Origin of the sequence: Denitratisoma sp. DHT3 (assembly GCF_007833355.1) — a bacterium.
In the GTDB taxonomy this organism is placed as follows: domain Bacteria; phylum Pseudomonadota; class Gammaproteobacteria; order Burkholderiales; family Rhodocyclaceae; genus Denitratisoma.
The window spans coordinates 2,406,793-2,432,393 of the sequence record NZ_CP020914.1 but is presented as its reverse complement, the minus strand read 5'-3'; the positions used below and the strand labels follow the sequence as shown (position 1 = coordinate 2,432,393).

Below are 25,601 nucleotides of genomic sequence, written 5' to 3'. Positions count from 1 at the left end.
CAGGCGCTCAGGAGAGCGCCGGCGCTTCCGTTTCCAGACGGATGAAGCGCGCCAGCAGCTCCCCCAGGGTCCGGTAGAAGGGCAGCGCCTGGTGCTGCGCCAGACGCCGGGCGAGTTGCGGCAGCCAGGGGGCCAGGTGGCGTTCGAGGAAGTCGCGGCGCGCCCGGCGGCAGTCGTCGGCGTCGGTGTCGTGCGCCAGGCAGTCGCTCTCCAGCCGGCTCAGGTAGTGCAGGAATTCGAGCTGGGTCGCCAGATGGTCGGGCAGTTCCCGTGCCGGCGCGGCTTCGGTGGTCAGCCCGAAGTGGTTGTAGAAGCGCACCAGTTCCCGCAGCAGCTGCATCCGCGAATCGGGGCGGTAGCCGCCGCCGTGGAGCGGGCAAAGGGGGCCGCCGCTGCCGGCGACGTCGAACAGGCGGGTGTATTCCACCGCCAGGGCGTCCGCGCCGTCGCCCGCGTCGGCGAGGTCCGGCCAGGCGACGCACGCTTCCAGGGCGGGGTGGAGTGCGCCCAGCACCTGCCGGCACTGCCGCATCGCCCGGCCGTCGGCGACCAGGGGCGGGAAGGCGTCGTCCGGATAGTCGATGAGCGCCGCCAGCAGGCCGTAGGCGTGGCAGCGCAGGTGGCTGCGGGCTTGCGCGTTCATGCTTTCTCCACCTCGACCGGCGCGCCGCGCGGCGCGTGGCTGGGGCCGCCGTAGAACATCCGGTAGTGCAGGTGGCTGTAGCCGCCGGCCAGGTGCAGGGCCTTCCAGGGCGCTTCCACCGGCTCCTGCTGGCCTTGCCAGCCCTTGAACTGGTACGCCTCCCAGGCGTGGTAGATGATCACCTCGCCGGGCGCGGTGGCGGCGGCGACCTTCACCATGCATTCGAAACGCCCGTGGTCGTTGAACACCCGCACCATGTCGCCGTCGCCGATGCCGCGGGCGGCGGTGTCGGCCGGATTCATGAAGCACACCGGCTGCCCCCGCTCCAGCCGCAGCATCAGCGGCAGGTCGCGCCAGATGGCATGGATGCTCCAGCGGGTGTGGCCGCCGTTGATGCGCAGCGGATACTTGCTCCTGGCGTGGGGCGGGTCCTTGTGCACCGGCAGGGCCTCGCCGCCTTCGAGGAACCAGGGGTGGTCCAGATAGAACTGCTGGCGGCCGGTGAGGGTGGGCCAGGCGACCCGCTTTTCGACGAAGTCGCGGTGCGGCCAGTGGGTGTCGCCCTGGGCGAAGTCGCTGTAGTTCTGGTAGATGGGCGAGGGCCGGGCGTGGGCGGTGACCGGCACCGCGCCCAGGCGCAGCGCCTCGCGCCCGCTCTTGGCGGCGACGTTGGGGCTGTTGGCGAAGATCAGGTCCATCAGCTTGATCGGGTCTTCCGGATCGGTGGGATCGAACTTGCCGTCGGAGGTGTGCCGCGCGTAGGTCCGGCTCAGATCCAGCGGCTGGTCGCGGAAGCCGCGCACCGGGCCGATGCCGCGCGCCTTGGCCCGTTCGGCCACGTGCTTGCTGAGCAGGCCGAACACCTCCCAGTCGGACTTGGCCTCGCCCAGGGGCTCGGTGGCCTTGTCGGCGCAGATGATGTAGGGCACGTAGCTCTGCCCGTACTTGATGCCGTACTTCTCGTAGTAGCCGGCCACCGGCAGGATGTAGTCGGCGAACATGCCGCTGGTGCTCATGCGGAAATTCACCGACACCACCAGGTCGAGCTTGGGCCACAGCTTCTCGCGGGCGATCTGGGGCGAGGGCCAGCGTCGCAGCGGGTTGCAGCCGGTGAAGAGGTAGGCCCGCGGCGCGCGGTGCTCCGGGGGATGGACGCGCATCCAGCCGCGGTCCAGCGATTCGCGCAGGTATTGGCTGAGCGGGCGGGGCAGGGCCGGGTCCTGCAAATGGGCCTGGTCCCACATCTCCTTGTAGCCGCCGTGCACGTAGAGGAAAACCATCAGCGGAGTGATCGGCGACTTGTCGCTGATCTCGGTGAAGATCTGCTCGTAGTCGCGCGGCGTGAAGCCGCGCAGGGCCTTGGGGATCAGGCGCAGCTTGTCCATCAGCGACAGCGGCGCCTCGGTCATCGCGTCCAGCCCGTCCATGCCCCACCAGGAGGCGATGCGCATGCCGCCGCCGGGCTTGCCCTGGTTGCCGGTGAGGTTCATCAGCAGCAGCATCGCGCGCTGGAACAGGTCGCTGTGGTAATGCTTGCAGGCGCCCCAGGAGGCGAAGATCATCGCCGCGGGCGCCGCCGCCATTTCGCGGGCGAAGCGGCGGATCAGCCGTGGGTTGAGGCCGGTGACGGCGGCCGCCTGCTCGGGGCGGTATTCGCGGTCCAGCATCGCCCGCAGGCGGTCGAAGACGGTGCGCACCTCGACGCGGGCGCCGTCGGCCAGGGTCACGCTGAAGCTGCCGGAGAGGGCCGGGCGCAGGGCGCCCAGGCGCAGGCTGCGGCCGCCGCTGCCGTCGCCCTCGCAGCCGGGGGCCACCACCGGCTGCCCCGTGGCCTCGTCCCAGAGATACAGGGCGTTGTCGGCGCCGCCCCGGACCAGATCGCTCTGGCGCAGGAAGCGGCCGTCGTCCTGGCGCACCAGGAACGGCAGGTCGGTCTGTTCCAGCACGTAGTCGCGCTTGAACAGCCCCTCCTCGATCATCACCTGGGCGCAGGCCAGGCCCAGGGCGGCATCGGTCTCCGGCTTGATGTTGAGCCAGAGATCGGCATGCACGGTGCTCGGATTCAGGTCCGGCGCCACCACCACCAGCTTGGCGCCCCGATAGCGGGCCTCGTGCATGAAATGCACTTCGGGAATGCGCGTATAGACCGGGTTGCCGACCCAGATCACGATGTAGTCGGAGCGGAACCAGTCGTCGGAGGTGCCCTCGCAGTTGTAGAGACCCCAGGTTTGCAGCGCGCCCATCGGCATGTCGCTGACGCCGGCCCAGGAGTCGATGCGGGTGGCCTGGATCGCCTCGGCGAAGCGCATGTCGCCGGCGGACTCGGGACCGTAGCCGGCATTGGTGGTGCCGTCGTCGAAAACGATGGATTCGGTGCCTTCGGCGATCGCGGCATCGATCAGCTTGTCGGCGATCTCGTCCAGCGCCTGGGTCCAACTGATGCGCTTCCATTTGCCCTCGCCGCGCGCGCCGGCCCGCTTCAGGGGGTGGGTGATGCGGGAGTCGGCCGTCTGCAGGTGGGAATAGCAGGCGCCTTTCTGGCAGCCGCGCGGATTGAAGTCGGGCACGTCGGGCCGCGACGGTTCGTAGAGCGCGGCCTGCTCCTCGCGCCACGCGATGCCGTCCTTCACATAGACGTCCCAGGAACAGGCGGAGATGCAGTTGGCGCGGGTGTGGGTGCCTTTCACCACCTTGTCCCACTTCCACTTGTCGCGCCAGATGTCCGAGTAATCCTGGTAGCGGATCGTCTTGGGCGTCTGGCGCGGGTCGGGCGGCGGCGTGCCGCTCTCGGCCCGCGCCGGCAGCGGACGCAGGTTGCACAGGCCCAGCCCGGCGGCGGCCAGGCCCGACGTGGTGCCGAGGATGAAGCGGCGGCGCTCCGCCAGGTTCGGCAGGTTCGCCAGGTCAGGCGCGGAGCGTTCCTCCGCGCCTGGGGCGGGGACAGCGGCATGGGGTTTCATCGGGCGTCGCTCCAGTCGAGGGTCTGGGGGTTCTTGTCGAAGCCGCCGAACATTTCCTTCCAGCGGTAGCCGATCAGCAGGTCCATCAGTTCCGAGCGCTCGCCGCGGCGCGCCTTTTCCCGCTCGGCCTTCAGCACCGCCAGGGCGTCCAGCACGCGGGGGCCGAAGAGCGAGACCAGATAGGCGTCGGGGATGCGGGGCCGGCTCTCGTCGACGTCGCCCTCGGCATCGAAGCGCGCCGGGCCGGCCGGCGGCACGTAGAAGACGTTGGGCTCGGTGCCGAACTCCGGATGCAGCGGCAGCGCCACCCGCCACTTGTCCACCAGTTTCCAGATCGGCGCCGCCGGGTCGTCGCGGTAGCCGACGAAGCGCACCCGCCCCGGGCACTGGCGTGCGCAGGCCGGCGCCACGCCCTGCTCCAGGCGCGGATAGCAGAAGATGCACTTCTGGCTGACTTGGCTGACGTGGTTGAAATAGATCTTCTTGTAGGGGCAGGCTTCCATGCAGTGCCGATAGCCGCGGCAGCGGGTCTCGTCGATCACCACCACGCCGTCCTCGGGCCGCTTCACCACCGCCTGGCGCGGACAGGCCTCGACGCAGGCCGGATGGGTGCAGTGGTTGCAGATGCGCGGCAGGTAGAAGAAGAAGCTGTTGGGAAACTCGCCGCCGCCCTGGTCCTCGTCCCAGTTGGGCCCCCACGCGGGCTGCTCGCCCTGGACCTGGAGGTGGATCTTCTGTCCCTGGCCACCGTGGAAGACTTCGCCGTGGTTGAAGCGCCAGGCTTCGCCGAAGCCGGTGGTGGTGGGCATCGCCCCCAGCGTCGCCTCGCCGCCGGGGAAGCCGCCGCCCAGGGTTTCCCAGTCGCGCGGCGTGCCGGCCCCGGGCTGGGTGTTGACGCTGTTGAAGAGCATCGCCTCCATGCCCGGATCACTGGTCCACAGCGTCTTGCAGGCCACGGTGCAGGTCTGGCAGCCGATGCACTTGTTGAGGTCCATCACCATCGCCATTTGCCGCTCGATCTTGCTCATCGTCGTTCTCCCGCCGTCGCTCAGGCGCCGGCCAGCCGCAGGGGCCGCCAGTCGCCGGAAAAGGCTTTCAGGCCGCCGCGCTCGCCGTGGGAGCCTTCCCACACGGCGACGCCGAAGCGGAGTTCCTGGCCGGGGGCGAGGTCGATGGTGTCGGCCGTGCCGCCATTCCCCAGGCGTCGCGCGATCACCACCTGCCAGCGGCCATCCGCCCAGCCGGCGCCGACCCGCACCGCGCGATCGACGATGCGGGTGCTGCCGGGGCCCCGCGCCAGCACCTGGAAACCCTGTTCCCGGCTGTCGGCGCGCCAGTACCAGGCGGTCAGCGGGGCCTCGGGCGCACCCATGGTTTGCAGCGGCGCGTCGGCGTGCAGCGGCAGGGCGATCGCGGCGGCATCGGGAAAGCGGCTGTTGTCGCCATGGTCGAAGGTGGCGGCGGCATCCGCCCAGCGCAGATGGAAGGCCAGCGCATCGTCGGTGCACAGGGCGCGCACTTCGACGCTGGCGACGGCGCCGATGGTTTTTTTCTGCCAATGGTTGCGGACGGCGGCGGTGGGCTGCATGGCGGCCGGCGTGCCTTGCAGCGGCAGGCGGGTGGCATCGGCCTGTTGCCAGGCGGCGTCGGCGGGGTCGAGCAGGCGCGCCAGGGAAAGGGGGGTGCGGTTCGCTTTCACGAGGACTCCCGATGAAGGCGCCTGCGGCGGCCGGCGCCAGACCGTGATGCGCTTGGAATCCTAGGCCGGCCGTTGCGGATGCGGCGGGCCGAATCTCCCAAAATGGGAAGCGATGCTGCGACGCGGGGGATGCCTGGCCGTCAGTCCTCGTCGTGACGCGCGGCGGCGCCGGGCGCCAGCATCCGCGCCAGCGCCTGGGCGGCGGGAAGCAGGGATTCCAGCGTGTCGAACATGAAGCGTTCGAAACGCTCCGCCGATTTCTGGGTGACGAAGAGATGGCCTTTTTCGTCCTGCGCCACCCAGCCCCGTTCGATCAGCGCATTGACCTTGCGCCGCACCGTCTCCCGCGGAATGCCGGTGGCCTCGCTGACCGAGTTGGCGTTGCACGGCCGCAGCAGGCGGCGCTGCTCGGCCAGGTCGTTGAGCACGGTTTCCGGCAGCGGCCCGGCCGGCTGCTCGAAGAACTGCCCGACATTGCGCGTGGCGATCTCGCCCAGGACCAGGGTCAGGACCATGTCCCCTTCGAATTCCCGGTAGATGTTGCGCATGTAGGGCACCGTGAAGCGGGCGAAGAGATACGACGCCCGGTAGTAGTGCTGGGTGAATTCCCGATCGTCGATGCTCATGGCGCGGATTCCGGCAGGGTTTCGAAATGCGCCGCGCCGCCGGCCCGGTCGATGGTCACCCGGATTTCCCGGTAGGCGGCGGCGGTCTGCGGCTCGTCGCCGCAGGCGCAGCCGGCGAGGATTTCCTCGTAGAAGACGCCGACCTTGGCGACGATCGCGGCGGCGGTTGCCTCGGCCTCCAGGAGCGAGACCGTGACCGGATTGTCGGCGACCGTCAGGCCGCCGCCTCCGCCCAGCGGCAACTCATGCACGGGCAGCCGTTCCAGCGCCGCTTTCAGGGCGGCGGCGAAACCCTCTCCCGGCCACCGCCGAAGCGCATCGACGAGGTTCATCGCGGGGCTATGCGCCCACGACGCCCGCGTCATGCGCCTGCATGTCGGCGTGATACGAGCTGCGCACCAGCGGGCCGCAGGCGGCATTGACGAAGCCCATCCTGCCCGCCTCGGCCTCGTACATCCTGAAGACGTCGGGATGCACGTAGCGCAGCACCGGCAGGTGGTGGCCGGAGGGGGCCAGGTACTGGCCGATGGTCAGCATGTCCACGGCGTGGGCGCGCAGGTCGCGCATCACGGCGAGGATTTCCGCGTCCTCCTCGCCGATGCCCACCATCAGGCCCGACTTGGTGGTGACCTCGGGATGGCGGGCCTTGAAATCCTTCAGCAGTTGCAATGAGTGGGCGTAGTCGGCGCCGGGCCGGGCCTGCCTGTAGAGGCGCGGCACGGTCTCCAGGTTGTGGTTCATCACGTCGGGCAGCGCCTGGTCGAAGATTTCCAGCGCGATCTCCAGCCGGCCGCGGAAGTCGGGCACCAGCACTTCGATCCGGGTGCCGGGGGAGTGCCGGCGCACGGCCCGGATGCAGTCGACGAAATGCTGGGCGCCGCCGTCGCGCAGGTCGTCGCGGTCCACGCTGGTGATCACCACGTACTTGAGTTTCATCGCGGCGATGGTGCGCGCCAGTTTCTCCGGCTCCTCGGGGTCCGGCGCCAGGGGCTTGCCGTGACCCACGTCGCAGAAGGGGCAGCGGCGGGTGCAGATGTCGCCCAGGATCATGAAGGTGGCGGTGCCCTTGCCGAAGCATTCACCGATGTTGGGGCAGGTGGCCTCCTCGCACACCGTGTGCAGCGCGTGGTCGCGCAGCGCCTTCTTGACCTCGTCGAAGCGGCCGCTGCCGCTGCCGATCTTGACCCGGATCCAGTCGGGCTTCTTGAGCGGCTGCGCCGCCGGCACGACCTTGATCGGAATGCGGGCGGTCTTGGCTTCGCCCTTCTGTTTGACGCCGCGTTCAGCCATGGGAGGCCCCCAGTTGTGCTTGCAGGTGGGCGACCAGCTTGTCGCCCACGGTGGAAAGATCGTCGGTCACGCCCAGGTCCCTCAATTGGGTGACGGCCAGCCCGGCGTAGCCGCAGGGATTGATGGCGGCGAAGGGGGCCAGGTCCATGTCGATGTTCAGGGCCAGGCCGTGATAGCTGCAACCGTTCTTCACCCGCAGCCCCAGGGCCGAGACCTTGGCGGCGCCGACATACACGCCGGGGGCGCCGCTCCTGCGCTCGGCCGCGATGCCGTGGTCCGCCAGCAGATCGATGACCGCCTGTTCCATGCGTTGCACCATCTCCCTCACCTTGTAGGGCTTGCGCCGCAGGTCCACCAGCAGGTAGACCACGAGCTGGCCGGGGCCATGGTAGGTGATCTGGCCGCCGCGGTCGATGGGCACCACGGGAATGCCGATGTCACGCAGCAGGTGCTCGGCGCGGCCGGCCTGTCCCTGCGTGTAGACCGGCGGGTGTTCCAGCAGCCAGCACTCGTCGGGCGTGTCCTCCCGGCGCGACAGGGTGAAGTCCTGCATGGCGCGCCAGGTGGGCACGTAATCCAGGCGGCCCAGGCGGCGGACGATCAGAGCACCACTTTCACCCATGGATGGCCGGTCAGGTCCTGGTAGAGGGCGTCGAGCTGGGCCTTCGAGGTGGCGCGCACGGTGCAGGTCAGGGAGAGGTACTTGCCGCTGGAGGAGGGGCGCATCTCGATCGTGGCGCCGTCGAAGTCGGGGGCGTGGACCCGCACCACTTCCAGCACCGCCTGGGCGAAGCCGTTGCGGGTTTCCCCCATGATCTTGAGGGGAAAGTCGCAAGGAAATGCGAGCAGGGTTTCATCCGCCATTGCGCATCACCTTCTGCTTGAATTCCTGGTAGCTGCGGTACATCGCGGCATAGACCGGGCCGGGGCTGCCGGCGCCGATGGGCCGGTCGTCGAGGCGGACGATGGGCAGGATCTCCTTGGTGGAGGAGCTCAACCAGAGCTCGTCGGCGCCGCGCACCTCGGTTTCGAGGATGTCGCGCACCTCGTGCGGCAGGCCGGTCGCGGCCGCCAGTTCCAGCACCACGTCGTAGGTGATGCCCGGCAGCATCAGATGGTTTTTCTGGGGGGCCAGCAGCACGCCGTCCTTCACCGCGAAGATGTTGGCGGCGGCGCCCTCGGTGAGGATGCCGTCGCGGAACAGCACCGTCTCGGCGCAGCCGGCCTCCACGGCCTCCTGGCGCAATAGGCAGTTGGCCAGGAGCGAGATGGCCTTGATGTCGCAGCGGTGCCAGCGGTTGTCGGCGGCGGAGACGGCGGTGACGCCGGTCTGGCGCAGTTCGGCGGGGGGCACCGGCAGAGGCTCCGTCATCAGGAAGACCGTGGGCGTGGCCGCCTTGGGAAAGGCATGGTTGCGCACCGGCGCGGCGCCCCGGGTGACCTGGAGATAGACGGACTGGTCGTCCCATTCGGCGCTCTCCACCACTTCCCGCACCAGCGTCTCCCAGACTTCGGGGCCGTGGGGATTGGCGATGCGCACGGCGGCCAGGCTGCGGTCGAGCCGGCGCAGGTGCTCCGCCAGGCGGAAGGGGCGGCGCGAATAGACGGGGATCACCTCATACACGCCGTCGCCGAAGAGGAAGCCCCGGTCCATGACCGAGATCCGAGCTTCGCCGGGAGGCAGCCATTCGCCGTTGAGATAGACCATCATGCTGGATGCCTCTGTGGGTTGCGGAGAACGATCGGCAAACGCTCCGCGCCCCCCTGAAACAGCAGCTTTCCCGTCGTGCCGCCGCAAGGGAAAGCGGCCCGCGCCGGAGGCGCAGATGGTACACTACCGCCACGGAGTTCCCCGTGACTTCGAGCGCAGCGAGCTTGCAAGCTCCCCCGCCCTGGGGCGGGGGCCGGGGGGTGGGGGGGCATATCTATTCGAACCAGAGTTTCACGGTGCCCCAGGCGCGGCCGAGCAGGCCGGCGACCGGCACCGTCTCCAGGGCCTGCACCGGGTAATCGCCCCAGGGCGTGCCGTCGACCGAGACGCGCAAGGTGGCGACGGTGGCGCCGGCGGCGATCGGCGCGATCAACGGCTGGCGCGACAGCAGTTGCACCTTGATCCGGTCGGGCGGGGTGCCGCGCGGCAGCGACAGCACGAAGTCGCTGGCGAAGCCGGCCTTCACCGTGCCCTGCGCGCCCTTGAAGACCTTGAGCCGGGAGAGGGCCTGGTCCTTGGCGTAGAGCTGCACGCCATCGAAATACTGGAAGCCGAAGTTGAGCAGCTTGAGGGATTCCTGGGCGCGCGCCGAGTCGGAGTCGGTGCCCAGCACCACCGAGATCAGGCGCCGCGGCCCGCGCTGGGCCGAAGCGATCAGGCAGTAGCCGGCCGCCTCGGTGTGGCCGGTCTTGACCCCGTCGACCGTGGGATCGAGCCAGAGCAGGCGGTTGCGGTTGGGCTGGGTGATCTTGTTGTAGGTGTACTGCTTGGTGGAATAGATCGAGTAGTACTCGGGAAAGTCGCGGATCAGCGCCCGCACCAGCCGGCCCAGGTCGCGCGCGGTGGTGTAGTGCTGGGGATCGGGCAGGCCCGTGGCGTTGACGAAATGGGTGCCGGCGAGGCCCAGGCGCCGCGCCTCGCGGTTCATGCGTTCGGCGAAGGCCGCCTCGCTGCCGGCGATCGCCTCGGCCAGGGCGACGCAGGCGTCGTTGCCCGACTGCACGATCATGCCGCGGATCAGCTCGTCCACCGTGACCGGCAGGCGCGGCTCGATGAACATCCGCGAACCCGGCACCTGCCTGATGTTTTCCGAGACCGGCACCGTCTGTTCGGGCTTGAGCACGCCCTGCTTCAAGGCGGCGAAGCTCAGGTAGGCGGTCATCAGCTTGGTCAGGGAGGCCGGCTCGATCCGCTCGTCGGCCTTCGCCGACGCCAGTTCCTGGCCGGAGGCGTGGTCGAGCAGCAGCCAGGCGTTGGCGGCGAGCGGGGGGGCGGGGGGAATCGTTTGGGCCAGGGCGATGCCGGAGAACAGAGTCAACACCAGGCCGAGGAGTCGCAGTGAATGTTTCATGGCGGCGAAAAGTATACCCTTTACGATTCCCCCCCGCAGACGCGCTCCCCGGTCGTCGCCGCAGAAAAACCCCGGAACTTTTGCCGCTGCGCGCAGCCTCCCTCGCCCTCATGATCCGCCTGCCGCCCATCCTTCTCGCCGCCCTCTTTGCCAAACTGGCGCAGACAGCCCCTGTCCGGGCTGGAGATGTGCCGTTGCCGGCGGTCGCCTCGTCGTTCGAGGCCGTGCAACGTCTGAAATTGTATCGATAGGGGAAACAATCGCAGTCTCTGTAAAAATGACCGAGATCGACCTTCAGGTACCATGCGGATGTTTTCTTTGGGCTACAAGGCGCGCCCTTTGATTGTATATCCGTGGGAAACAATGAGGGAAATCAAGGCCGTCATCCGCCCCGGCAAGCTGGACGCGCTACGCCAGGTGCCGGGCTTTCCCGGCATGACCGTCAGCAAGGCCGAGGGCGTTTCCGCGCCCGAGCGCATGGGCGACGGCCTGGTCTGGGTGACCGACGTGGTCCGGGCGGCGTTCGTGCACAATCCGCCGTCCGCAGCGTAGGCGGCGCGGCACCACGCCGCGCGGGCGCGGATGGGAAAGGTCAGCGGACGATGATCGTCGGCCGCACGCCCAGGGCGTTGGCGATGCGCGAGACCGCGGCCTCGGCTTCGGCGCGGCTGGCGAAGGGGCCGATCTGCACCCGGTGCAGCTTGCCCGCCACTTCGGTGCGGAAACGGTCCGAGAGCCAGTCCAGTTCGCGGGTCATGTGGGTGCGGAAGCTGTCGGCGTTGTCGGGGTTGCCGAAGGCGCCCAACTGGATGAAGGTGCCGCGCGCCTCGGCCACGGCCGGTGCGGCGGGCGCCGGCTCGCTGGCCAGGCGGGCGATGGGATCGTCCTCCGGCGGCGGCGGGTTGCGCAACGCCAGGGTCGGCGACAGACCCGGCAAGGGGAGCGGGGTTTCGCCCGGACGCAGGCTTTCCACCTCCACCAGGCCGCTGCCGTTGCCGGTGAGTCCCAGCTTCCAGGCGGCGGTGTAGGAAAGATCGATGATGCGGTCGCCGTGGAATGGGCCGCGGTCGTTCACCCGCAGCACCACGGCGCGGCCGTTGGCCGGGTTGCTCACCCGCACGTAGGAGGGGATCGGCAGCGTGGTGTGGGCGGCGGTCATGCCATACATGTCGTAGGGCTCGCCGGAGGAGGTCTTCTGGCCGTGGAACTTGCGGCCGTACCAGCTGGCGATGCCGCGCACCTTGTAGGACGCGGCGTCCTTCATGGGCACGTAGTCCTTGCCCAGCACCGAGTAGGGATTGTTGGCGAAACGGTGCAACGGCTCCCATTGCGGCACGGCGTCGGGAATGGCCTCCATGTCCTCGGGCGGATTGTCGCCGGGGCCGTCGTCCTTGTAGAAACCGCCGCCCTTTTTCAAGACGTAGGCGGCCGCCTTGGGCGGCGCCTTCCTGGTGGTCGCGGGCGCGGGCGTCGCGGCCTCGCCCTGCTCGGCCGCGGGCCGCGGCGGCACGCTGCCGCAGGCGGCCAGGAGCAGGGGAACGACGAGGGGGAACAGGCGCGTCGCGCGCCGGCGGGACAAGGCGATTGACATGGCGCGAATCATACCTGCTAAGATGCGCCCCGCTTCAGGTGTCCCCATTCGGGGATGAAACGGGAAGCCGGTGCGCCCGCAAGGGCAATTCCGGCGCTGCCCCCGCAACGGTAAGCGAGTCAAGGAATCGGCCAGAGCCACTGTGCATCCGCATGGGAAGGCGCCGGTTCCCGGGAAACCTCCCGCTCGCCAGCCCGGAGACCGGCCTGGAGTCGAATGTCGGCGTTGCGGAGGGCGATGCACCGAGAAGGGTGCACGCCCTTCTTTCTGAATCTCCTCTGCAGGCCGTTTGGCCAACCTGGCGCGCGGGTGTGCGCAGATGAGGAGCTTTCATGAAGTCCCGCTTTCTTCCGGCAGCCTTGCTGCTCGGTTCCCCTTTTGTCCTTGCCGCCGAGTCGGCGGCGGTTGTCGATGCCGGCGCCGTGGTGGTGACGGCGACCCGCACGGCCCGGCCGGCCGAGACCGAGCTGCTGCCCGTCACCGTGATCGACCGGGCGGAGATCGAGCGCAGCCAGGCGGTTTCCGTACAGGATCTGCTGCGCTTTCAGCCCGGCATCGCCATCGCCAACGCCGGCGGCCAGGGCAAGGTGACCAGCCTGTTCCTGCGCGGCGCCAATGCCGACCATGTGCTGGTGTTGCTGGACGGCGTCAAGCTCGGCTCCGCCAGCACCGGCACCGCCGCCTTGCAGGACCTGCCGCTGGAAATGATCGAGCGGATCGAGATCGTGCGCGGCGCCCGCTCCAGCCTCTACGGTTCCGAGGCGCTGGGCGGGGTGATCCAGATCTTTACCCGCAAGGGCGGCCGGGACGCGCGGCCGGCGCTCTCTCTCGGCGCCGGGAGTCACGGAACTTGGCAAGGCGCCGCGTCCCTGGCCGGCAACTTCGGCGCCGCCGGTTGGTACAGCCTGGGCGCGGCGACTTTCGAGACCGCCGGCCTCAACGCCTGCAAGGGCAGCCGCAGCGCGGGCTGCTTCGTGGCGGAGCCGGATCGCGACGGCTATCGCAACCAATCGGGCCGCCTGCGCTTCGGCTGGCGCTTCGACAACGGCGCCGAAGCCGAGGTGAACTGGCTGCGCGCCGAGAGCCGCAACAAGTACGACGGCAGCAGCGTCAATGCCGCGCAGTCCGTGCAGCAGGCGCTGGGCGCCAGCCTGGGCGTCGCGCCGCTCGCCGGCTGGCGCGCCACGCTGCGCCTCGGCCAGAGCCGGGACGCCGCCGACAACTTCAAGGATGCGCTGTTCAAGAGCCGCTTCAATACCCGGCGCGACACGGTGAACTGGCAGAACGAAATCGCCCTGGCTCCGGGCCAGCAACTGGTGGCCGGGGTGGACTGGCAGCGCGACCGGCTGGAAAGCACCACCCGCTACGCCGTCGGCAGCCGCGACAATGCCGGCGTCTTCGCCCAATATCTGGCCGAGGCGGGCGGCCACGACTGGCAGCTCTCCGCGCGGCGCGACGACAGCGAGCAGTTCGGCGCCAAGACCACCGGCGCCCTGGCCTGGGGCCATGCCCTGACGCGGGACCTGCGCCTCACTGCCAGCCATGGCACGGCCTTCAAGGCGCCGACCTTCAATCAGCTCTACTACCCTGGTTTCGGCAATCCGCAGCTGCGGCCCGAGGAAGCGCGCAGTCTCGGCCTGGGCCTCGCCGGCACGCTGCCCGCCGGCCGCTGGTCGGTGAATGCCTTCGAGACGCGGATCGACCGGCTGATCGGTTTCGACAGCCGCTTCACGCCGGTCAACATCGATGCCGCGCGCTTGCGCGGCGGCGAGGCGACGGCATCGTGGCGCGGCCGTGACTGGGAACTGCGCGGCACCCTGAGCCTGCTCGACCCGGAAAACCTCGGCGCCGGCGCCAACCATGGCAAGACATTGCCGCGCCGGGCACGCCAATCGTTCCTGCTCAGCGCCGATCGCGAGGCCGGCGCCTGGCGCTGGGGCGCGGACCTGCGGGGCGAGGGCCATCGCTACGACGACCTCGCCAACACCGTGCGCCTGGGCGGCTACGCCACCGTCGACCTGCGCGCGGAATACCGCATCGACCCCGTCTGGCGCCTGCAAGCCAGGATCGAGAACCTTCTCGACCGCGGCTATGAAACCGCCTACCTCTACAACCAGCCCGGCCGCGGGCTGTATCTCACCCTGCGTTACCAACCCTGATCTTCCAACGAAAGGAGCATGACATGATGAACGCAACCACCCTGCGCAATCCTCGGGTACTGATCCTCGCCCTGACCCTGCTCATGGCGCTGACCCGCAGCCACCACTGGGCCGGCCTCCATACGCTGCCCGACGCCTCCTGGGCGGTGTTCTTCCTTGGCGGCGCCGTGCTCGGCTCGCTGCGCGCCTTCGCCGGCCTCTGTGCGCTGGCGGCGGCCATCGACTGGGCGGCGATCGTCCTCGGCGGCGTCTCCGGTTTCTGCGTGACGCCCGCCTACGCCATGCTGCTGCCGGCCTACGCCGCACTCTGGCTCGGCGGACGCTGGTATGCGCGTCAACGCCGGGGCGTCTCGGAGCCCTGGGCCGCGCTGGTCCTGGCCGTGCTCCTTTCCGCCCTGGTGGCGGAGCTGTGCTCCAGCGGCGGTTTCTATTTCTTCGGCGGACGTTACGCCGATCCCACGCTGGCCGGCTTCCTGCCGCGCCTGGTGCGCTACTTCCCGCCCATGCTGGGGACGATGGCCTGCTACGTGGGCCTGGCGGTCGCCGCCTGGGCCGCGCTGTCGGCCATGCTGCCGCGCCAGGCGGCCGCTCGCCGGGAGGATCGTTGATGAGTGCGGAACGCGACCAGCGCCATGCCGATCGCATGGCGCGGAAGAAGGCCGTGGTGGATGCCGCCATCGCCCGCGCCACGGTGTCCAAAGGACTGATCCTGGTGCTCACCGGCAACGGCAAGGGCAAGTCCAGCTCCGCCTTCGGCATGGTGGCCCGCGCCCTGGGCCACGGCATGCGGGTGGCGGTGTTCCAGTTCATCAAGGGCAGCGGCGCCACCGGCGAGCAGGCCTATTTGCAGCGGGACCCCCTGGTGCGCTGGGAGGAGTGCGGCGAAGGCTTCACCTGGGAGACCCAGAGCCGGGAGCGCGACATCGCCGCCGCCCGCGCCGGCTGGGAGAAGGCGCGCGCCGCCCTGGCCGACCCGGCCGTGGGTCTGGTGGTGCTGGACGAGATGACCTACCTGTTCAAGTTCGGCTACCTGGAACTGGAGGAGGTGCTGGCGGCGCTGGCCGCCCGGCCGCCCGCCCAGCACGTGGTGGTGACCGGGCGCGGCGCGCCGCCGGCGCTGGTGGCGGCGGCCGACACGGTGAGCGAGATCGCCGACGTGAAGCACGCCTTCCGCGCCGGCGTGGCGGCCCAGCCCGGGATCGACCAGTGAGCGCCTCGGCATCCCGTCGCTGTCCCGCGCTGTTGATTTCCGCGCCGGCCTCGGGCCAGGGCAAGACCCTCGTCACCGCCGCCCTGGCCCGGCGCCATCGGGCCCTGGGACGGCGGGTGCGGGTGTTCAAGACCGGCCCGGACTTTCTCGATCCCATGGTGCTGGAGCGGGCGTCCGGCGCGCCGGTGTATCAGCTCGACCTCCACATGGGCGGCGCGGCCCATTGCCGCCGGCTGCTGTTCGAGGCCGCCGCCGAGGCCGACCTGATTTTGATCGAAGGGGTGATGGGCCTCTATGACGGTGCGCCGTCCAGCGCCGATCTGGCGCTGCTGTTCGACGTGCCGGTGCTGGTGGTGATCGACGGCGCGGCGATGGCCCAGACTTTCGGCGCCGTCGCCCTGGGGCTCGCCCGCTACCGGCCGGGGCTGCGCGTCCACGGTGTGCTCGCCAACCGGGTGGGTGGTTCGCGTCACGCCGAGATGCTGCGTGAGAGCCTCGACCCCGCCCCCGCCTGGTTCGGCGCCCTGCCGTGCGAGCAGGACTGGGCCTTGCCGGAGCGCCATCTGGGGCTGTTCCAGGCCGCCGAAATCGCCGATCTCGATCTACGCCTCGAGCGGGCCGCCCAGGCCCTGGGGCCGGCGGCCGAGCGGCTGCCGCCGCCGGTCGATTTCGCGGCGCCGGCGCCAGGCGCGGCGCCGCCTCGACTGCTCGATGGCGTGCGCATCGCCGTGGCCCGCGACGCGGCCTTTGCCTTCATCTATCGCGCCAACGAGGATCTGCTGCAAGTCATGGGGGCGACGCTGCAATATTTCTCGCCCCTGGCCGACGCCGTCTTGCCCGCGTGCGACGCGCTGTGGTTGCCCGGCGGCTACCCGGAACTGCATCACCCGCCCCTGGCCGCCAACGGCACGATGGCCGCCTCGGTCCGCGCCCACCACGCGGCGGGCAAGCCGATCCTGGCCGAGTGCGGCGGCATGCTGGCGCTGTGCGAAACCCTGACCGACGCGGCCGGCGGCAGTTCGTCATTGTGGGGTCTGCTGCCGGGCCGGGCGGTGATGGGCGAGCGCCTCGCCGCCCTGGGTCTGCAAAGCCTGCGCCTACCCGAAGGCGAGTTGCGCGGCCACACCTTCCATTTCTCGCGCCTGGAAACCGCGCTGGTTCCCTGGGCGCGGGCCGTCGATCCGGATGGCCGGCCGGGCGAGGCCGCCTATCGCCTGGGCCGGCTGACCGCCTCCTACATGCATTGCTACTTTCCTTCCGCGCCCCGGCTCGCCGCCGGGCTGTTCCTGCCATGAACCAGGACCATCGCTACAGCGACGCCGAGATCGTCGGCCATGGGCGCAGGCGGCTCGCCGCCGGCCCCTTGAGGTGGTGGACTTATTGACGACGGCGGCCTTGGCCGCCGGTGCGGTATTGCTGGACGCCGGATTGGGCGAGCCGCGCCGACGCCATCCCCTGGTGGGCTTCGGCCGGCTGGCGCAATGGATCGAGGGCCGTGGCCACCGCCCTTCCCGCCGGACCGGCGCGTGCGCGCTGTTGCTGGCGGTGGCGCCCTGGGGACTGCTCGCCGCCTGGCTTGCGGCCCTGCCTGACCCGTGGGGCGCCGCTTTCTCCCTCTGGGCCCTGTATTTCGCCCTCGGCCTGCGCAGCCTCCACGACCATGTGCGGCCCATCGTCGCGGGGCTGGCGCATGGCGATGAGGGTGCGGCGCGGGCGGCCGTGGCGCGCATCGTCAGCCGCGACGCGGAGACCCTGGAGATCGCCGCCTCGGCCTGCGAAACCGTGCTGGAGAACGGCAACGACGGAGTCTTCGGCGCCTTGTTCTGGTTCTGCTGCGCCGGTGCGCCGGGCGTCATCGTCTATCGCCTGGTGAACACCCTCGATGCCATGTGGGGCTATCGCAACGACCGCTATCTGCATTTCGGCTGGGCGGCGGCGCGGCTGGACGACGTGCTCAACTGGCTGCCGGCGCGGCTCACGGCGCTGACCTACGCGCTGTCGGGCCGCACGCGCCAGGCCCTGGCGTGCTGGCGCAGCCAGGCGCCCGCCTGGGACAGCCCCAACGCCGGGCCGGTGATGGCGTCCGGCGCCGGCGCGCTGGGCATCCGCCTGGGCGGGCCGGCCCGTTACGGCGGCGCGTGGCACGAGCGGCCGCCGCTCGGCGCGGGGGCGCCGCCCACGGCCGCCGACATCGACCGCGCCCTGGGCCTGGTGCGCCACGGCGTGGCGCTGTGGCTGGCAGCGTTGCTCGTGTCGGGCATGGGGGCGCTCGTGTTCCAGCGCGGCTGGCATGCTTGAGCACGGCGGGCGCCTGCGCGCGGCGGCGCGGCAATACGGCATTGCGCTGTCGGACTGGCTCGACCTGTCCACGGGCATCAATCCCCTGGGCTGGCCGGTGCCCTCGATGCCCGCCGAATGCTGGCAGCGCCTGCCCGAGCCCGACGACGGCCTGGCGGAAGCGGCCTGCCGCTGCTACGAGGCGGATTCGGTTCTGCCCGTGGCCGGGAGCCAGGCGGCGATCCAGGCCCTGCCTGCGCTGCGGCCTCCCGGCCGGGTGGGGATGGCGCGGCCGGCCTACGCGGAGCATGCCCAGGCCTGGCGACGGGCCGGACACGCCGTGGTGCCGTGGTCGGCGGGCGATTCCCTGGACTCTCTGGACGGACTCGATGTGCTGTTGCTGGTGCATCCCAACAATCCCACCGGGACGCGCTACGACGTGGCGCGCCTGCTCCAGTGGCGGCAGCGGCTGGCCGCGCGGGGGGGCTGGCTGGTGGTGGACGAGGCTTTCATGGATGCGACGCCGGCGGCCAGCCTGGCGCGGTATTGCGCGCTGCCGGGACTGATCGTGCTGCGCAGCCTGGGGAAGTTCTTCGGCCTGGCGGGGGCGCGAGTGGGCTTCGTGCTGGCGCAGGATGCACTCGTGCGGCGATTGGACGCCGCGCTGGGACCCTGGACAGTGGCCGGGCCATCGCGCTGGTTGGCCCGGCATGCGCTGGCGGATACGGCCTGGCAGGCGCAGGCGCGCATCCGCCTCGCGGCGGCCAGTGCGCGCCTGGCCGCGCTGCTGGCTCGCCACGGACTGGCGCCCCGCGGCGGGACGGCCCTGTTTCAATGGGTGCGGACGCCGCAGGCGTCGGTGATCCAGCAGGCATTGGCGATGCGGGGCATCCTCATTCGCCGTTTCGCCGAGCCGGCCAGCCTGCGCTTCGGTCTGCCCGCTGGCGAAGCCGCCTGGGCGCGACTCGATGCCGGACTGGGGGCGGCATCGAAAGAAGCGACGGTGCGTTCGCGAGCGCGATTTCGGATTTCGCGTTGACCCGCGGTAGCGGCAACGCTTGGTGGATGTGGTCCATTGCCCGTCTGGCGCCGGGGGGATGCGTCAATTCATCATGTTATGATGTTTTTCGATGAGGAATGCATCGGCGGCGGAGAAAGGGAAAAGCGCATGTTTGGACGCAAGGCGAAACAGGAACTGACGGCGGCCTTGGCCGAGAACTCGCGGCTGCAATCGCGCAACGCGGCATTGCAAACGGAGCTGGCCGCCGCTCAGGCGCGTCTCGTCCAGCTTGAAGCGCGACAGCAGGAGCTCGTCACCCGGCAGACGCTGCTGGAAGGAGTGGCGGCCAACATTCCCCGCTTCGGCGAGTCGCTGTCCAGCATCCGCCAATCCTTTTCCGGCCTCTCGGGCCAACTGAACGAGGATTCGGCAAAGGCGGTCACCGCCGCCGCCGAGTCGGACAGCAACCGGGCCGCGTTCGAAAAGATCGCGGCCAGCCTGGGCACCATGGTCGAACGCATCTGCACGGCCGGCAGCAGTGTCGAAAGCCTGTCCCTGCGGGCCGGGGAGATCGGCGGCTTCGTGCAGTTGATCCAGGAGATCGCCGAACAGACCAATCTCCTGGCGCTCAACGCCGCCATCGAGGCGGCCCGGGCCGGCGAATCGGGCCGCGGCTTCGCGGTGGTGGCGGACGAGGTCAGGAAACTGGCGGAGCGGACCGCCAAGGCGACGACGGAAATCGGCGGCCTGGTCGCCGTGATCCAGGAGGAAACCGGCCAGGCCAAGGCGATCATCGACATCGGCGCCGGCAACGCCGCCAGCCACAGCGCCGAAAGCGAGGAGGCGATGCTCAGCATGCAGCGCCTGCTGGGGCTTTCGCGGCAGATGCAGGAGACCATTTCCTCCTCCTCGCGCCTGGCCAACGCCGAACTCGCCAACATCGAGGAGCTGACGCTGAAGCTCGAGGTCTACAAGGTGCTGCTCGGACTTTCCGACCTCGGCCCGGACGACCTGCCGGACGAAACCTCGTGCCGTCTCGGCCGCTGGTATTACGAAGGGGAAGGCAAGGCGGAATTCTCGCGGCTGCCCGGCTACCGCGAAATGGAGACGCCCCACAAGGCGGTCCATGACCATGCGCGGCGGGCGGTGGAGCGCTATCGCGCGCACGACTTCGCCGCCGCCCTGGATGCGCTGGCCCGGATGGAGGCGGCCAATCTGGCCGTGATGGAAGGCATGCAGCACATCCTGGCTTCCGGCGCGGTCCGCGCCGCCTGAGAGGAACCGGCGCCGGCGTGCAGGTGCTGGCGGTGTTGAGGGAACAGGCCCGCTCCCCAAGTCGCGCAACTGGCCCTGCCGGCATTGCGTATCGTTGGCCTGAGGCTGGCGATGCAGCGAGAGTCGTCTTCCCGCAAGTCCAGTTAAACTGCGGACGCCACGGCTCGTCGTGGCGCGTGCGTCCCAACTTTTCCTGTCGGTACCCCATGCTTCGTCGCTGGTCGCATCCCCTGCCGGACCTCGATCTGACCCTGCGCGGTTGGCTGACGCCGCCCACCGGCAAGCCGGTGATCCATTTCCTGCACGGCAACGGCTTCTGCGGCCGGACCTACGAGCCGATGCTCAGGCGCCTCGCCGAGGACTTCGACCTGTGGCTGTCGGACGTCCAGGGCCATGGCGACAGCGATTCCGGAGTCCGCTTCCTGGGCTGGAATCGCAACGCCGGGCTGGCGCTGGAAGCGTTTACCGCCCATCGGCAGGCGTTCGGCGAGGTGCCGATGTTCGCGGTCGGCCACAGTTTCGGCGGCGTCCTCACGGCGCTGCTGCTCGCGCGGCAGGGACAGCCGTTCCAACGCGCCGTGCTGCTCGACCCGGTGTTGTTCTCGCGCGGCATGGCGCTGTCCATGGTGCTGGTGAATCTGCTGAGAATCGGCGAATTCGTGCCGCTGGCGCGGGCGACGCTGCGCCGCCGCCGCCATTGGCCGGACCGCGCCGCGGCGTTCCAATCCCTGCGGGGGCGCGGTGCGTACCGGGGGTGGCGGGATGAGGCGTTGAGGGCCTTCGTCGATCATGCGCTGCGGGAAAGCGACGGCGGCGGCGTCGAACTCAAATGCCGTCCGGAGACCGAGGCCCGCATTTTCAGTTCGGGGCCACGCCGCCTCTGGCGCTCCCTCGGGCAGATTCGGATCCCGACCTTGATCGCCTTCGGAACCGACACCATGCCCTTCGTGAAACAGTCGGCGCTCAGGGCCGCCGCTGCGAATGCGCGGATACAGATCCGCCAGGTCGCCGGCGGGCATTGCTTCATGCAGGAAGACCCCGAATGCGCGGCCACGCTGATCAAGGATTTCCTGCTCGACCGGGGTGCGGCGGGCTGAGTGCACCAGTGCGCGGCCATGGGAAAAGACCACGAGTGTCGGAAGTGCAGATACCTGCGGACTACGAACATCCTGTTGGCATCCTGGTATATTCGGCGCATGGCCCGATGCCGACGATGGATGCGTCGGGGGCGTGACGCGCGGCAAGGAACGCGGCAGCTTAGCGGGCATGCGGAAAGATGATCACAAGGGGAAACCCGCCATGAATCGGTGGAATCTTTCGACAGCGTACGACGCACCGGCAACCGGCGGCTTGCGCGCCGGTATGGGCGTGGCTTGACCGGGAGCACGGCATGTCGCTGCCACCATCTCCCCCGCTGGATTATCGTGCGTTGCTGGAAGGGGCGCCCGACCTCTATCTGATCCTCAACCCGCAATTGGTCATTGTCGGCGTGAGCGACGCTTATGCGCGCGCCACCTTGACGCGTCGGGAGGAAATCGTCGGCAGAGGAATGTTCGACGTCTTTCCCGACAATCCCGACGATCCCGCCGCCGAGGGAGTCCACAACCTTCATGCTTCGTTGCAGCGCGTCCTGAACACGGGGAAGCCCGACGCGATGCCGGTGCAGAAGTACGACATCCGGAAACCGGAAGCCGAGGGCGGCGGGTTCGAGGCGCGTTTCTGGAGTCCGCTGAATACGCCGGTGGCCGGCAACGACGGGACGGTCGCCTACATCATCCACAAGGTCGAGGACGTTACCGAGTTCGTTCGCCTGAAGCAGCAGGGCGTGGAGCAGAGCAGACTCAACGACGTCCTGCGCCAACAGGCGGTGCGGATGGAGGCGGAGGTCTTCGCGCGATCGCGCGAAGTGGCCGCGGCAAGCGCCCAGCTGAAGGGCGCCAACGCGGAACTGGAAGCGCTTTACGCCAAGACGCTCGAACTCGAGAAACTGAAGAGCCAGTTCTTTGCCAACGTCAGCCATGAACTGCGCACCCCCCTGACCCTGATCATGGGTCCTCTGGAAAATCGTTTGCGGCGTGCGCAGGAGGATGGCCTGTCCACCGCGGAGCGCCGCGAAACGGAAACCATGCTGCGCAACGCGCGGCTGCTCTACCGGCATGTCACGGACCTGCTCGACGCCGCGAAGCTCGAATCCGGCCGCATGACTCTCGAATGGACGCGGGTGGACTTCGCCCGGACGGCCAGGCTGATTTCGGCGCACTTCGAATCCCTGGCCAGGGAAAACGGCGTCGAATTCACCGTCAGTGCGCCGCGGGTGCTGGTCGGCGAGGCCGACGAGGAGAAGCTGCAACGCATCCTGCTGAATCTGCTTTCCAACGCGTTCAAGTTCACGCCGCGGGGCGGCCATGTCCAGCTTCGCGTCCTAGCGCACGAATCGGTTGTTCAGATCGAGGTTGAAGACGACGGACCGGGCGTTCCCGTGGAACAGCGGGCGGCGATATTCCAGCGTTTCCGCCAGGTGGAGGGCGGCAGCCGGCGCCGTCACGGCGGTACCGGGCTGGGGCTTGCCATCGTCAAGGATTTTGTCGAACTCCATGGCGGCACGGTCGATGCTGGCGAGCCGCCGGCGGGCGGTGCCTTGTTCCGCGTCGTTCTGCCGCTCGCCGCGCCGGCCGGCACCGCGCTGGTGGAGAGCGCGAATCTGAGCGCGGTGCTCGAACGGCAGGCCGTCGAGGAACTGGCCGCGCATCGCCCCGCGGCGGCGCCGCCACTTGCGGAGGGCGGCGAGGCGCCGCTCGTGCTGGTGGTGGAGGACAACGCCGACATGAACGAGTACATTTCCGACCACCTGCGCCCGCGCTATCGGGTGGTCAGCGCCCGCGACGGACGGGAAGGGCTGGATCTTGCGCACAGCCTGCATCCGGATCTCATCCTCACCGACATCATGATGCCCAGCATGAGCGGAGACGACCTGGCCATCGCGCTGCGCCGTGAACCCGAGATGGCCGATGTTCCCATCCTGATGCTCACGGCCAAGGCCGACGAGGAACTCCGCGTCAAGCTGCTGCAGATTGGCGTGCAGGGCTACCTCAGCAAGCCATTCAACGTCGATGAACTACTGGCCAGGGTCGGCGGGCTGTTGAAGGAGCGCAAGCGGACCGGCGACCGGTTGCGGGCGAGCGAGCTGCGGTTCGAGGCGACGTTCGAGCAAGCGGCGGTGGGGATGGCCCAGTTGGCACTGGATGGTCGCTTCCTGCGCGTGAATCGGAAGCTGTGCGAGATGCTTTGCTACTCACCATCCGAGCTACTGGGCAAGTCCTTGGCGGACGTCACCCACGCCGACGACCGTGCCGGCGGCATCGGGGATCTCGCACGCCTGATGCATGGCGAGTCGGGCAGCGTCTCGGCGGAGCGGCGGTATCTGCGCCAGGATGGGGCGATCGTTTGGGGAGGCGTATCGGTTTCCGCCGTGTTCGGGGCGGGCGGAATCCCCGATTACATGATCGCGGTCCTGGACGACATCACTGCCCGCAAGCGGAGCGAGAGCCGCCTGCGTGAATTGTCGCAGGCCGTGGAACAGAGCCCGGAAAGCATCGTCATCACCGACATCGACGCCGTCATCCAATATGTGAATGATGCGTTCGTGAGCAACACGGGCTACCGCCGCGAGGAGGTGATCGGCAGCAACCCGCGCATTCTCCATTCGGGAAGGACGCCCGAGGAAACCTTCCGCTCGCTGTGGGCCGCCCTCACTGCGGGACGGAACTGGAAAGGCGAGCTTTACAACCGCCGCAAGGACGGCAGCGAGTATGTCGAGTCGGCCATCATCTCGCCCATCAAGGACGCGGAAGGCAAGGTGACGCGCTACGTCGCGGTCAAGGAGGACATCACCGAGAAGAAGCGCATGGCGGAGGAACTCGAACACCACCGCCAGCATCTGGAGGAGCTGGTGGCGCAGCGCACCGAGGAACTGCGCGAGGCCAAGGTGGCCGCCGAGTCGGCGACGCGCGCCAAGGGTGCGTTCCTCGCCAATATGAGCCATGAGATCCGGACGCCGATGAACGCCATCATCGGCATGGCCCATCTGCTGCGGCGAAGCGGCGTCACGCCGGGCCAGGGCGAACAGCTCGACCGGATAGACCGTGCGGCGCGGCACTTGCTGAACCTGATCAACGACATCCTCGATCTCTCCAAGATCGACGCCGGAAAGCTGGCGCTGGAGTCGATCGCCTTCGCGCCGGCAACCCTCCCGACCAACGTCGCGTCGATGGTCTCCGAGCAGCTCGAGGCCAAGGGGCTCGAGTTCCATCTGGAAACCGGTCCAATGCCCGATGCGCTACGCGGCGATCCGACGCGGCTGATGCAAATCCTGGTCAACCTCGTCGGCAATGCGATCAAGTTCACCGAGCGCGGCGCCATTACGCTCGGTACGCGCCAGATCGACGCGGACGATCGTGGCGTGCTGCTGCGCTTCGAGGTTCGGGACACCGGTATCGGCATTCCCGCCGAGAACCTGGACCGGCTCTTCGGCGCCTTCGAACAGGCGGACGCATCGACCACGCGCAAGCACGGCGGCACCGGACTGGGTCTGTCGATCACCAAGCGGCTCGCGGAAATGATGGGCGGCACCGTCGGTGTCGAGAGCCGGGTCGGCATCGGCAGCACATTCTGGTTTACGGCGCGTTTGGCCAGGATGGATGGCGCGGTGCCCGCCGCGATCGCAGACCCGTTGCCCACGGAAGGGGCCGAGGAGGCCCTGTCCTCCGGCTACCGGGGGACGCGGCTGTTGCTGGCCGAGGACGACCCGACCAATCAGGAGGTTTCCCTCGGCCTGCTGCGTTCGGTCGGACTCGAGGTCGATCTGGCCGAAACAGGCGCCCAGGCGGTCTCGAAGGTCGCGGCCGGCGAACGATACGCTTTGATCCTGATGGACATGCAGATGCCGGAACTGGACGGCGTGGACGCGATGCGCCAGATACGGGCGCTGCCCTCGGGGGGCCAGGTGCCGATTCTTGCCATGACGGCCAACGCGTTCGAGGAGGATCGCGAGCGGTGCCTCGCCGCGGGCATGAACGACTTCATTGCCAAGCCGGTCGACCCGGCAATCCTGTTCGCAACGTTGCTCAAGTGGCTGAAAGCCCGATCGCCCGGCGCGCTGCCGGTCCGCTCATCCGAGGCGCGGATTCCGGGTGCGGATTCCGATGGCCGGTACGAGCGCCTCCGCGCCATCGAAGGCTTCGACCTGGAGATGGGATTGCGCAGCATGCGCGGCAATCTCGACACCCTGTTGCGGTTGCTGGGCGAATTCTCGATTCGATGTCGCGACGACATGACGAAGGTGGCCGCGGCGCTGGCCGGCGGCGACCGGATGGGCGCGGTGCGCGTGGCTCACACCCTCAAGGGGTCGGCGGGCGTGCTGGGACTCACCCGCCTGCAGGCGGCGGCGGCCAAACTGGAGGCCGCGCTGCGCGATGGGCAGGACCGCGACGAGGCGAGGCCGCTGCTCGACTTGGTGGCCGCCGAGCAGGTCCGTGTCGATCGGCTGTTCAAGACGGAGTCGCCGGCGGCTGTTGGCGCGGCGGCGCGGGACGCCGAAGGAGCGAGGAGCGTCCTGGCCCGGTTGGACGGGCTCCTGGCGGCGGGGGATTTCATGGCGGGGCTGGTACTCCGCGAAAGCCTGCCGCTGCTGACGGCGAACCTGGAGCGGGAGATGCTTGCCCGCCTGAAGCGGGAGGTCGACGAGTTCGATTACGCCTCCGCGCTGGTGACGGTGCGCGCTGCGCTGGCGCAGCTTCGACGGGAGTAGCCG

22 protein-coding genes and 1 riboswitch are annotated in these 25,601 nt (G+C 69.2%); of the genes, 10 read left to right on the top strand and 12 right to left on the bottom strand.

Annotated features, from left to right (window positions below):
* Positions 1-7 precede the first annotated feature (7 nt).
* From B9N43_RS11170 to B9N43_RS11120, 11 genes are all read right to left on the bottom strand, one after another.
* A complete protein-coding gene (locus B9N43_RS11170) occupies positions 8-643 on the bottom strand; it encodes a molecular chaperone TorD family protein (RefSeq protein WP_186453792.1) in 636 nt (211 codons plus the stop codon).
* Positions 640-3,603 (bottom strand): molybdopterin-dependent oxidoreductase, encoded by a 2,964-nt coding sequence (locus B9N43_RS11165; RefSeq protein WP_145842274.1) that lies wholly within the window; start codon positions 3,601-3,603, stop codon positions 640-642. Before B9N43_RS11165 ends, B9N43_RS11170 begins: the two co-directional genes overlap by 4 nt.
* Positions 3,600-4,631: a 4Fe-4S dicluster domain-containing protein gene (locus B9N43_RS11160; protein ID WP_222428713.1), complete on the bottom strand. Its 1,032-nt coding sequence runs from the start codon at positions 4,629-4,631 to the stop codon at positions 3,600-3,602. Before B9N43_RS11160 ends, B9N43_RS11165 begins: the two co-directional genes overlap by 4 nt.
* Positions 4,632-4,651: 20 nt before the next feature.
* On the bottom strand, positions 4,652-5,302 hold the full coding sequence (locus tag B9N43_RS11155) for an ethylbenzene dehydrogenase-related protein (protein WP_145842273.1): 651 nt from the start codon (positions 5,300-5,302) through the stop codon (positions 4,652-4,654).
* Between the two features lie 140 nt (positions 5,303-5,442).
* Positions 5,443-5,928, bottom strand: coding sequence for a helix-turn-helix domain-containing protein (locus tag B9N43_RS11150; protein WP_145842272.1), 486 nt, complete (start codon positions 5,926-5,928; stop codon positions 5,443-5,445).
* Positions 5,925-6,260, bottom strand: a complete 336-nt coding sequence (locus B9N43_RS11145) for a glucosamine--fructose-6-phosphate aminotransferase (RefSeq protein ID WP_145842271.1) — start codon at positions 6,258-6,260, stop codon at positions 5,925-5,927. Before B9N43_RS11145 ends, B9N43_RS11150 begins: the two co-directional genes overlap by 4 nt.
* Before the next feature lie 7 nt (positions 6,261-6,267).
* Entirely contained in the window at positions 6,268-7,218 is a 951-nt protein-coding gene (gene lipA / locus B9N43_RS11140; RefSeq protein ID WP_145842270.1) for a lipoyl synthase, read from the bottom strand.
* The gene (gene lipB, locus B9N43_RS11135; protein ID WP_145842269.1) at positions 7,211-7,840 is read right to left on the bottom strand and encodes a lipoyl(octanoyl) transferase LipB; all 630 of its coding nucleotides are present in this window, start codon (positions 7,838-7,840) and stop codon (positions 7,211-7,213) included. The genes lipA and lipB overlap by 8 nt, the downstream gene beginning before the upstream one ends.
* Positions 7,819-8,082: a YbeD family protein gene (locus B9N43_RS11130; RefSeq protein WP_145842268.1), complete on the bottom strand. Its 264-nt coding sequence runs from the start codon at positions 8,080-8,082 to the stop codon at positions 7,819-7,821. Before B9N43_RS11130 ends, lipB begins: the two co-directional genes overlap by 22 nt.
* Positions 8,072-8,926 carry a D-amino acid aminotransferase gene (locus tag B9N43_RS11125; RefSeq protein WP_145843536.1) on the bottom strand — a complete coding sequence of 285 codons (855 nt, stop codon included), beginning with the start codon at positions 8,924-8,926 and terminating at the stop codon, positions 8,072-8,074. The genes B9N43_RS11130 and B9N43_RS11125 overlap by 11 nt, the downstream gene beginning before the upstream one ends.
* 217 nt (positions 8,927-9,143) lie before the next feature.
* Positions 9,144-10,280, bottom strand: coding sequence for a D-alanyl-D-alanine carboxypeptidase family protein (locus B9N43_RS11120; protein WP_145842267.1), 1,137 nt, complete (start codon positions 10,278-10,280; stop codon positions 9,144-9,146).
* 363 nt (positions 10,281-10,643) lie between these two features.
* On the opposite strand from B9N43_RS11120, the gene B9N43_RS11115 reads away from it, so the two are divergent.
* Entirely contained in the window at positions 10,644-10,832 is a 189-nt protein-coding gene (locus B9N43_RS11115; RefSeq protein ID WP_145842266.1) for a P-II family nitrogen regulator, read from the top strand.
* Positions 10,833-10,872: 40 nt separating this feature from the next.
* Here the strand turns inward: B9N43_RS11115 and B9N43_RS11110 are convergent, their stop codons facing one another.
* A complete protein-coding gene (locus B9N43_RS11110) occupies positions 10,873-11,871 on the bottom strand; it encodes a septal ring lytic transglycosylase RlpA family protein (protein WP_145842265.1) in 999 nt (332 codons plus the stop codon).
* A gap of 19 nt (positions 11,872-11,890) precedes the next feature.
* Positions 11,891-12,096: riboswitch (cobalamin riboswitch) on the top strand.
* A gap of 107 nt (positions 12,097-12,203) precedes the next feature.
* Between B9N43_RS11110 and btuB the strand changes: the two genes are divergently transcribed.
* The 9 genes from btuB (at position 12,204) to B9N43_RS11065 (ending at position 25,598) form a co-directional block, all read left to right on the top strand.
* A complete protein-coding gene (gene btuB / locus B9N43_RS11105; protein WP_145842264.1) occupies positions 12,204-14,030 on the top strand; it encodes a TonB-dependent vitamin B12 receptor in 1,827 nt (608 codons plus the stop codon).
* Between the two features lie 23 nt (positions 14,031-14,053).
* A complete protein-coding gene (locus tag B9N43_RS11100; RefSeq protein WP_145842263.1) occupies positions 14,054-14,638 on the top strand; it encodes a hypothetical protein in 585 nt (194 codons plus the stop codon).
* The gene (gene cobO / locus B9N43_RS11095; RefSeq protein WP_145842262.1) at positions 14,638-15,240 is read left to right on the top strand and encodes a cob(I)yrinic acid a,c-diamide adenosyltransferase; all 603 of its coding nucleotides are present in this window, start codon (positions 14,638-14,640) and stop codon (positions 15,238-15,240) included. Before B9N43_RS11100 ends, cobO begins: the two co-directional genes overlap by 1 nt.
* Entirely contained in the window at positions 15,237-16,535 is a 1,299-nt protein-coding gene (locus B9N43_RS11090) for a cobyrinate a,c-diamide synthase (RefSeq protein WP_261379312.1), read from the top strand. Before cobO ends, B9N43_RS11090 begins: the two co-directional genes overlap by 4 nt.
* 76 nt (positions 16,536-16,611) lie before the next feature.
* Positions 16,612-17,538: an adenosylcobinamide-phosphate synthase CbiB gene (cbiB, locus tag B9N43_RS11085; protein ID WP_145842261.1), complete on the top strand. Its 927-nt coding sequence runs from the start codon at positions 16,612-16,614 to the stop codon at positions 17,536-17,538.
* Positions 17,531-18,556 (top strand): threonine-phosphate decarboxylase CobD, encoded by a 1,026-nt coding sequence (gene cobD / locus B9N43_RS11080; protein ID WP_145842260.1) that lies wholly within the window; start codon positions 17,531-17,533, stop codon positions 18,554-18,556. Before cbiB ends, cobD begins: the two co-directional genes overlap by 8 nt.
* Positions 18,557-18,685: 129 nt before the next feature.
* Positions 18,686-19,792: a methyl-accepting chemotaxis protein gene (locus tag B9N43_RS11075; RefSeq protein WP_145842259.1), complete on the top strand. Its 1,107-nt coding sequence runs from the start codon at positions 18,686-18,688 to the stop codon at positions 19,790-19,792.
* A gap of 206 nt (positions 19,793-19,998) precedes the next feature.
* Positions 19,999-20,889, top strand: a complete 891-nt coding sequence (locus tag B9N43_RS11070) for an alpha/beta fold hydrolase (RefSeq protein WP_145842258.1) — start codon at positions 19,999-20,001, stop codon at positions 20,887-20,889.
* A gap of 293 nt (positions 20,890-21,182) precedes the next feature.
* The gene (locus B9N43_RS11065) at positions 21,183-25,598 is read left to right on the top strand and encodes an ATP-binding protein (RefSeq protein WP_145842257.1); all 4,416 of its coding nucleotides are present in this window, start codon (positions 21,183-21,185) and stop codon (positions 25,596-25,598) included.
* The last annotated feature ends 3 nt before the right edge of the window (positions 25,599-25,601 follow it).